The organism is Nocardiopsis lucentensis DSM 44048 (genome assembly GCF_000341125.1).
Classification (GTDB): Bacteria; Actinomycetota; Actinomycetes; order Streptosporangiales; family Streptosporangiaceae; genus Nocardiopsis; species Nocardiopsis lucentensis.
Genome location: NZ_ANBC01000858.1, coordinates 2932 through 11342, shown reverse-complemented (window position 1 = coordinate 11342; position 8411 = coordinate 2932). Strand labels below are relative to the sequence as shown.

The 8411-nt window shown below is 70.9% G+C and carries 9 protein-coding genes (1 of these 9 running past the window's edge); 5 read left to right on the top strand and 4 right to left on the bottom strand.

Annotated features, from left to right (window positions below):
* The coding region (locus D471_RS0129815) for a hypothetical protein (RefSeq protein WP_017602002.1) at positions 1–564 on the bottom strand (564 nt) is incomplete at its 3' end.
* Between the two features lie 56 nt (positions 565–620).
* On the opposite strand from D471_RS0129815, the gene D471_RS0129810 reads away from it, so the two are divergent.
* The 3 genes from D471_RS0129810 (at position 621) to D471_RS0129800 (ending at position 3461) form a co-directional block, all read left to right on the top strand.
* The gene (locus D471_RS0129810) at positions 621–1406 is read left to right on the top strand and encodes an ABC transporter ATP-binding protein (RefSeq protein WP_017602001.1); all 786 of its coding nucleotides are present in this window, start codon (positions 621–623) and stop codon (positions 1404–1406) included.
* A gap of 262 nt (positions 1407–1668) precedes the next feature.
* On the top strand, positions 1669–2595 hold the full coding sequence (locus D471_RS0129805) for an SPFH domain-containing protein (RefSeq protein WP_017602000.1): 927 nt from the start codon (positions 1669–1671) through the stop codon (positions 2593–2595).
* A gap of 107 nt (positions 2596–2702) precedes the next feature.
* On the top strand, positions 2703–3461 hold the full coding sequence (locus D471_RS0129800; protein WP_017601999.1) for a sulfite exporter TauE/SafE family protein: 759 nt from the start codon (positions 2703–2705) through the stop codon (positions 3459–3461).
* 24 nt (positions 3462–3485) lie between these two features.
* Here the strand turns inward: D471_RS0129800 and D471_RS0129795 are convergent, their stop codons facing one another.
* The 3 genes from D471_RS0129795 to D471_RS0129785 all read right to left on the bottom strand — a co-directional run bounded on the left by D471_RS0129795 (position 3486) and on the right by D471_RS0129785 (position 5774).
* Positions 3486–4109 carry an HD domain-containing protein gene (locus D471_RS0129795; RefSeq protein ID WP_017601998.1) on the bottom strand — a complete coding sequence of 208 codons (624 nt, stop codon included), beginning with the start codon at positions 4107–4109 and terminating at the stop codon, positions 3486–3488.
* Positions 4110–4314: 205 nt separating this feature from the next.
* Positions 4315–5190 (bottom strand): alpha/beta hydrolase family protein, encoded by an 876-nt coding sequence (locus D471_RS0129790; protein WP_017601997.1) that lies wholly within the window; start codon positions 5188–5190, stop codon positions 4315–4317.
* Positions 5184–5774, bottom strand: coding sequence for a TetR/AcrR family transcriptional regulator (locus tag D471_RS0129785; protein WP_026128223.1), 591 nt, complete (start codon positions 5772–5774; stop codon positions 5184–5186). Before D471_RS0129785 ends, D471_RS0129790 begins: the two co-directional genes overlap by 7 nt.
* A 462-nt stretch (positions 5775–6236) precedes the next feature.
* Here D471_RS0129785 and D471_RS0129780 point away from each other — a divergent pair, with 462 nt between their 5' ends.
* Together D471_RS0129780 and add are read left to right on the top strand one after the other, a co-directional pair.
* Positions 6237–7694, top strand: coding sequence for an aldehyde dehydrogenase (NADP(+)) (locus D471_RS0129780; RefSeq protein WP_017601995.1), 1458 nt, complete (start codon positions 6237–6239; stop codon positions 7692–7694).
* 128 nt (positions 7695–7822) lie between these two features.
* Positions 7823–8411: the 5' portion of an adenosine deaminase gene (gene add / locus D471_RS0129775; RefSeq protein WP_017601994.1), read on the top strand. It continues 470 nt past the right edge of the window; the window shows 589 of its 1059 coding nt (coding positions 1–589); the start codon lies at positions 7823–7825; its stop codon lies beyond the right edge, outside the window.

Below are 8411 nucleotides of genomic sequence, written 5' to 3'. Positions count from 1 at the left end.
GTAGCCGTGCGCGAGCGGAGGGGACTGCCGCGTCTCCAGGGCGCCGAGGGCCTCGGCTCCGAACCCGGTGACGTCGTCCACCCCCTCCAGGGCCCGGGTGACCTCGAGGAGGGTCAGCTTGAGCCGCTGCTCGGCCTCGGCCAGATCGGGAACCTGGGGCACGGCGTTGGTGGCCCGGAACGGCGTCCACGAAACGCCCACGTAGGATGATCCCCGCCGGTCGGGTGTGGGCACCAGGCCCACCTGTTCGCCGGCGAGCTGCACCAGGACGCCTTCCCTGGCCTCCACGGCGGCCTGGTTGAGTTCCTTGGGGCCGACCAGTCCCAGCGGATCCCCCCAGGTGGGCAGCGCGAGCCGGAACACCGACAACCCGAGGCCGCCCAGGCGAACCAGTGCGGACCGGAGGGGGACGCCACTGTCGAACGGCAGGTCGTCGGCGGGTACTGTCCCGATCAGGCTGGGGCCGCCGCGGCGCTCCACGGCGTCGACGGCGTCGTCCAGCCCGACGTGTCCGGACAGCCAGGCGTTGCCCCAGGCGACGAGCGGTGCGGACGTGAGATGCATTGCTACAGGGTAGGTCGGCCGGTGCACCGGTGCGGGACGTGAGGTGAGGGAGGACGATGGACGGGCGTGTGGTGGGCCTGAACGGGGTCACGGTGCGGCGCGGGGGTTCGGCTCTGCTGAACGGGGTCGACTGGACGGTCCGGGAGGGTGAACGGTGGGTCATCCTCGGACCGAACGGCGCGGGAAAGACCACGCTGCTCAACGTCGCCTCCAGTCAGCTGTTCCCGACGGGGGGCTCGGTGGAGATCCTCGGTGAGCGGCTCGGCGGTGTCGACGTGTTCGAACTGCGGCCGCTGATCGGTTACGCGAGCGCCGCTGTGGCGGGGCGGATCGAGGAGGGGACCCCGGTCATCGACCTGGTGCTCAGCGCCGCCTACGGCTATCTGGGCCGGTTCCGGGAGGAGTACGGGATCCCGGACTACGGGCGGGCCCGTGCGCTGCTCGGCCACTGGGGTGTGGGCGACCTCGCCGACCGCGAGTTCCACACGCTGTCCGAGGGAGAGCGCAAACGCGTCCTCATCGCCCGCGCGCTCATGGCCGACCCGGAGGTGCTGCTGCTGGACGAGCCCGCGGCGGGGCTGGACCTGGGCGGCCGTGAGGACCTGCTGCGGAGGTTGGGCGCGCTCGCCCGCAACGAGGCGGCGCCGACACTCGTCGTGGTCTCGCACCACGTGGAGGAGATCCCGGTGGGCTTCACGCACGGTCTGCTGCTGCGGGAGGGCGGTGTGGTCGCCGCGGGTCCGCTGGACGAGGTCATGACGGCGGACACGCTGTCGCAGACCTTCGACCTGCCCTTGAAGGTGGAGCGTGACGGCGACCGGTGGAGCGCCCGCGCCTTCTGACAATTTGGGATTGAGTTAATCGGAGCAATCTATTGACCACAATTCCTATGTCTGTCCGGATGTGGTAGCTCCTGAGGTGTATGGGGTAGCGTCATCGAACGGTGAGTGGATCGCTCCATTTCGGCGCGCTTTATGATCATCGGGTGGGTGGGGCCGCCGATGCGCGGTCCGCGCCCGCTCCCCTGACCCCGTTGGGAAATTCCGGAGCCGCCCTGATGCCGCTGCTGATCTTCGCCCCCCGCTTCGAGACGGGGGTTGCCCCATGACCACCACGATCATCATCGTCGCGCTCTTCGTCGCCGTTCTGCTGCTCATCTTCTGGCGGAGCGTGCGGATCGTCCCGCACTCGATGGAGGACGTCGTCGAGCGGTTCGGTAAGTTCCACCGAACGCTGAACTCGGGATTCAACATCGTCATCCCGGGTGTGGACCAGGTACGGGAACGGATCGACCGGCGGGTGCAGGTGGTCAGTTTCCCACCGCAGTCGGCGATCACCGAGGACAACCTCGCGGTGGAGGTCGACTCGGCGGTCTACATCCGGGTCGCCGACGCCTACCGGGCCACCTACGAGGTCGCCAACTTCATCCAGGCGGTCGAGCAGCTCACCCTGGCCACACTGCGCAACGTCATCGGTGGCATGAATCTGGAAGCCACGCTCACCTCCCGCGACGAGATCAACCGCGAGCTGAAGACGGTCCTGGACGAGGCCACGTCCGACTGGGGCATCGAGATCAGCCGGATCGAGCTCAAGGGCATCGAGCCGCCCTCCTCCGTACAGGAGGCGATGGAGATGCAGATGCGCGCCGACCGTGAGAAACGCGCCCAGCTGCTCAGCGCCGAGGGTGAGAAGCAGTCGGCCGTCCTGCGGGCCGAGGGTGAGCGCTCCGCAGCGGTGCTCCGGGCCAAGGGTTCGGCCGAGGCGCAGATGCTCACCGCCAAGGCCGACGCCGACGCCCAGACGCTCCGGGCGCGGGGCGAGGCCGACGCCATCCACATCGTGTTCAAGTCCCTGCACGCGAGCCGGATCGACCAGGACGTCCTCGCCTACCACTACCTCCAGAAGCTTCCGGAGATCGCGCGCGGTGACGCGAACAAGGTGTGGATCGTCCCGTCCGAGATGGGCAAGGCGCTCCAGGGCGTCGGCGACGCCTTCGAGCGGCTGCGCGAGGACGTCGTCCGGGTCTCCTGAGCCCCGGGTCCGGTACCCCGGCCCCATGGTCCGATGACCGGTTCTCGTAGTCTGTGGGGAATCTTCTCCGGTCATCCGGGGACCGGAACGGAGCTGGGGTGTCGGGGATGGGACTGTGGGAGGCCGCGGCCATCCTCCTGGCCGGAGTCGCGGCCGGGGGGATCAACATCATCGCCGGGTCGGGCACCCTGTTCACCTTCCCCGTGCTCCTGGCGCTCGGCTACCCTCCGATCACCGCCACCGTCTCCAACACGATCGGGCTGGCCCCTGGGTCGCTCAGCGGCACCATCGGCTACCGGCGTGAGCTGAGGGGGCAGCGCACCCGGATGCTGCGTCTGGGCGGCGCGGCCTTCGTCGGCGCGATCACGGGGGCCACGCTCCTCGTCTACCTGCCGCCGGGGGTGTTCGAGACCGTCGTGCCGTTCATGATCGGCGCGGCGTGCGTCCTCATCCTCTTCCAGCCCCGGATCTCCGCGTGGGCGCGGTCGCGCAGGCCCGCGTCCGCCAACGGCGGGCCGCTGCTTCCCATGGGCTGCTACGCGACCGGCGCCTACGGCGGCTACTTCGCGGCGGCGCAGGGGATCATCCTGTTGAGCATTCTGGGTACGGCCCTGGACGACGACCTCCAACGCCTCAACGCCCTGAAGAACGTCCTCACGACCATCGCCAACAGCACGGCGGCGGTGTTCTACATCGTCTTCGCCGCGCCCGCCTGGCCCGCGGTGGCGCTGATCGCGGCCGGCACGATCATCGGCGGGCACCTGGGCGCGCGCTACGGGCGCCGGCTCAGTCCGGCGGCGCTGCGGGTGTGCGTGGTCGTCGTGGGGCTGACCGCCGCCCTCCAGCTCGTCATGGGCCGGATCTGAGCCCCTCCCGGCCCGGGGCCCTCCTCAACCCTTGAAGTACCCGCGTCGGTTGGCGTCCTCCACCAGTGCGGTGGCGTAGGCGCCCAGGGCCTCGGAGCCCTCCGCGATCAGCTTGACCTTCTCCATGACCTGGGCGCGGGTGATCCCGAAGCGCAGCCAGGTGCCGCCCTCGTTGTGCCAGTTGGCCAGCATGGGCGCCAGGCGGTCGACGGCTCGGGCGAAGCGGGCCTCGGGGGTGTCCCGCGCCTCGAACTCGTTCCACAGCTCGCGCGCCCGTTCTGCCTGGTCCTCGGGCAGCAGGGGGAAGATGCGGTCGGCGGCGGCGCGTTCGCGCTCGGCCTGGGTCTCGGTGTTGACCTGGTCGAAGACGTAGGTGTCCCCGGCGTCGATCTCGACGATGTCGTGCAGGACGAGCATCTCGGTGACCCGGTCGATGTCGGTGCCCTGGGGGGCGTACTCGGCGAAGGTGCGCGCGGCCAGGGCCAGGTGCCAGGAGTGCTCCGCCGCGTTCTCCCGGCGGGAGCCGTCGACCAGCAGGTTCTGCCGCAGGACGCGCTTGAGCTTGTCGACTTCCAGTAGGAAGCGCAGTTGCGCGTTCATCCGCTCGTTGTCGACCCCGCTGGCAAAGACCGGTGCCGGTTCCGTCACGTGGTTCGCCCTCCTGATGGATGAGTCGAAAACGGTCAGGTGGACCGCTCGCGCGGTCGCCACTGGATGATCCCATGGAACGTGCACCAGCTGTCGCGGCGGCGTCCGCCAAACGGCTGTGGGGAGAGGGCGGATGGTGCACACGATGAACGGCCGGTGCCGGAGGCGCGCGGGCGGATGCGCGCAGCGCCGTGGGAGGGGTCCGTCAGCCTTCGGCGGATGCCCGGACCTGCGCGGAAGAGGTCAGGTGCCGGTGGAGCCACTCGGTGAGGGCACGGTCGGTGAGGACGCCGGCCGGGGTGAGCGGTCCGGGTTCGAGGCCGGGCTCGGGGCCGATCGTGTGGGCCAGGTCGGGGACGACGATGTGACGCAGGGCATGTTCGGCGCCCTGGGCGCTGAGCGCGTCGTGCAGGGCCAGGCCGTCCCCGGGGGAGACCACGTCGTCCCGTCCGCCGTTGACGATGAGGAGTGGTGTACGGCCGTGCGCGACGTCTCCGGCGCGGGCGGTGAAGTCCAGCCACTCACGGGTCTGGCGTGACTGGTCGGTCCACTCGTAGGGGGCGCCCGTGCGCCGCTCGCGGGCCGCGAGGACCAGGGCGGGGTCGACGACGGGGTTGATGACGGCGGCCGCGCCGATCGGCAGACGGCTCTCGGCGAGGGCGAGCAGCGCGGCGGCGGCTCCGGCCCCGACGCCCACCAGGCCGACGGGGTCCTCGGTGACGGGGAGGAGCGCGCGGAGGGCGTCGGCGACGCGGTGCAGTTCGGCGGCGGCCTCCTCGACCACCGGGCCGAACAGTTCGACGAGGTAGTCGCGTTCACCGCGCTGGTTGATCTCGGCGACGCCGCCCTCGGGCAGGCGGGCCCCGAACAGGGGTAGGCCCAGGTACACGCGCCATGCGGGGAGCGGGGCCATGGGCACGGCCCCGGCCAGGGCGGCCTCACCACGGGGCGGCTCGAAGGCGTGCAGTGCGAGGACGAGCGGTGCCGGGGCGTCACTCGCCGCGGGTGGAAGGGCCAGGTAGGGGACACCGGCGGCCGTTCCGGTGAGGGGGCGGGTGAGGGTGCTGGCGTCGGCTACCACGGGTCGTCGCCTCCGTTGCGCTGGGAGAAGTCGGACAGGTAGCTGCTGACCAGGTGCTTGGCCTCGCGGATGAGGTCGGGGTCGCCCTCCGGGTCATGGCGGAACGCGAGCTTGAGCACCGAGTCGGCGGCTTCGACGGCCACGTGGATGGCGCGGTCGAGGTCGTCGGTGTCGGGGATGCCGGTGACGGAGACGATGATCCCGCGCAGACGGACCGAGATGACCCGGTTGTTGTCGGCGCCGCCGTGGAGGAGCCTGCGGTCGACGATGTCGCCGAAGTGCAGGCTCCGGAAGCCGGGGATCGTGCGGTGCATGTCGATGTACTCGTCGATGACGGTGTCGACGGCCACGGTCCAGTGGGAGAAGGAGGCGTCGGCCAGGCGTTCGGTGACGCGGGCGCCGAACTGGTCGAGGAAGCGCAGGCCGAGGGCCTGGGTGATGGCCTTCTTGTCCGGGAAGAACTGGTAGACCGACCCGATGGCGACGCCGGCGCGTTCGGCGATGCGGGTGGTGGAGAGGTTGTCGTAGCCGATCTCGTCGAGGAGCTCCGCGCAGCAGTCGAGCATGCGCTGGACTCTGAGCATGCTGCGCTGCTGTGCGGGGAGTCTGCGGAGCGGAGCCTGGGCGAAGGCGAGGTCCTCGGCGGCGAGGTTGGCCGGCCCACGGCTCTCGCGCGACACGTGGGACCCGTTCGCGCCGCCAGGGGACCGTCGCGGCCGCTGGGACGTTGAGCTTCGGGGATTTGTCGTCACGCCACCTATGATGCCTTTCCGGAATCACCTGGTTCCGTGGAAATTCCAGTTTCGTTCCAGGGATCGTTGCGGAAGTGCCCGCTGTCCCCGTGATACGGGTGTTGTCCGAGGTCATGAAGGTGGTTCCGTCGAATGTGACGGATGTCCCCTTCGTCGTCTCTGGCATGGATTGTCATCGTCACTGTTCGTGTGGGGCGGACGTTACCCCGTGGGTCCGACACTTTCCGGTCGGGGACGTGGCAGTGTGGGAACGTTCCCAAGGACGCGTACCCACCCCCCGCTGGAGGTTCAGGCATGACCACCGCCGCCCCCGACACCACCCCCGACGAACTCGACGCGGTCATGGAAAGGGCGGCCGCCGCGGCCCCGCGTCTGGCCGCGATGGCTCCGGCCGACCGCGCCCGCCTGCTCCGGGCCGCCGCCGACGCGCTGGACGCCGCCGCCGACGAGCTCGTCCCCCTCGCCATGGCCGAGGCCCACTACCCCGAGGCGCGCTGCCGAGGGGAGCTCGGCCGCACGACCTTCCAGCTGCGGCTGTTCGCCGACGTCGCGGTGGACGGCGCCCACCTGGAGGCGGGGATCGACGAGGCCGACCCGGAGTGGGGTACGCCCCGACCGGACGTACGACGCCTTCTCGTGCCGCTCGGTCCGGTCGTGGTGTTCGGCGCGAGCAACTTCCCCTTCGCCTTCGCCACGGCGGGCGGAGACACCGCCTCCGCGCTGGCCGCCGGATGCCCCGTCGTGGTCAAGGGTCACCCGGGACACCCGGGGCTGGCGCGGCGCACCGCCGAGCTGCTCACCGCGGCACTCAGTGAGGCCGGCGCCCCCGAGGGTGCGTTCACCCTGGTCACCGGGGTCGAGACCGGTAAGCTCGCGGTCACCCATCCGCGCACCCGCGCTGTGGGCTTCACCGGTTCCATCCCTGGCGGGCGCGCGCTGTACGACCTGGCGGTCTCCCGCCCGGACCCGATTCCCTTCTACGGAGAGCTGGGCAGCCTCAACCCGGTGTTCGTCACGCGCGCCGCGATGGCCGCGCGCGGTAAGGAGATCCTCACCGGCTACGCGGAGTCGGCCAACCTGGGCTCCGGGCAGTTCTGCACCAAGCCCGGGGTCGTGTTCGTCCCCGAGGACGCCCCGCTGGACTCCCTGGTCGAGGACTTCGCGGCGCGCGCCGCGGCACCGCTGCTCAACGAGCGGGTGGGCGAGGGCTTCGCCCGTGTCCTGGGCGACCTCTCCGACCACCCGGCCACCGAGGTGCTGGTCAGGGGGAGTGCGACCACTGACGGTTGGTCTCCCACCCTGCTGAGGACCGACCTGGACGCCCTGATGACGCACACCGACGACCTCCTGCGTGAGTGCTTCGGCCCCGCCACCCTCGTGGTCACCTACGCCGACGAGGAACGGCTCCCGGACCTGGCGGGCGTACTGCACGGTCAGCTCACGGTCACCGTGCACGGGGAGGAGGACGACGCCGTCGCGCCCGTGCTCCTGTCCATGGGGGCCGCCCTGGCTGGGCGTGTGGTGTGGAACGAGTGGCCCACGGGCGTGGCCGTCACGCACGCCATGACCCACGGCGGGCCCTACCCGGCGACGACGGCCCCGGGGCACACGTCGGTCGGCAGCACGGCGATCCGCCGGTTCCTGCGACCGGTCACCTACCAGTCCGTCCCCCAGCCGCTGCTGCCGCCCGAGTTGCGCGACGACAATCCGCTGGGCGTGCCGCGCCGGGTGAACGGCGTCCCGGAGGCCTAGAGCGAAGCGGAGGACCAAGGCGGACACGGTTCGGGCGCCGCCGGGGTTCCAACGGGATCTCACGGGCCCGTGTGAGCTCGTGCCGCCCGGGGTTGGGACGGGGTGCCCGCGCGCGTAGTCTCGCGCCCATGGACACCAACCCGACCCCGGCGGCCGTCGACGCGCTCATCAGGGATCTGCCCAAGGTGGAACTCCACGTCCACCTGGAGGGCTCGATGCCCCCGGACACCCTGTTCACCCTGGCCCGCAAGCACGGGCTGACGAAGGTCCCCGACGACCTGGAGTCCCTTCGCGAGTGGTACGCCTTCAGCGACTTCCCGCACTTCGTCGAGGTGTACCTGGAGTCCGTGGGCGCCCTGCGGGAGGAGGAGGACTTCGCCCTCCTGGCGTCCGTGGTGGCCGAGAGGCTGGTCGAGCACAACGTGCGGTACGCGGAGCTGCACGTGAGCCTGTACGGGCACCTCATGCGCGGGGTCCCCGCCCGGGTGGTCTTCGACGGGATCGAGCACGCGAGGGTGGCGGCCGAGCGCGACCACGGCATCCAACTCCGGTGGATTCCGGACTTCCCGGCCGACTTCGGGTTGGAGAGCGCGGAGCGGACGGTCGAGGCCGTGCTGAAGGACGCGCCGCACAGTGTGGTCGGGTTCGGGGTCGGCGGGGTGGAGACCCCGTTGGAGCAGTACGCGGGGGTGTTCGGCCGGGCTCGCGCGGCGGGCC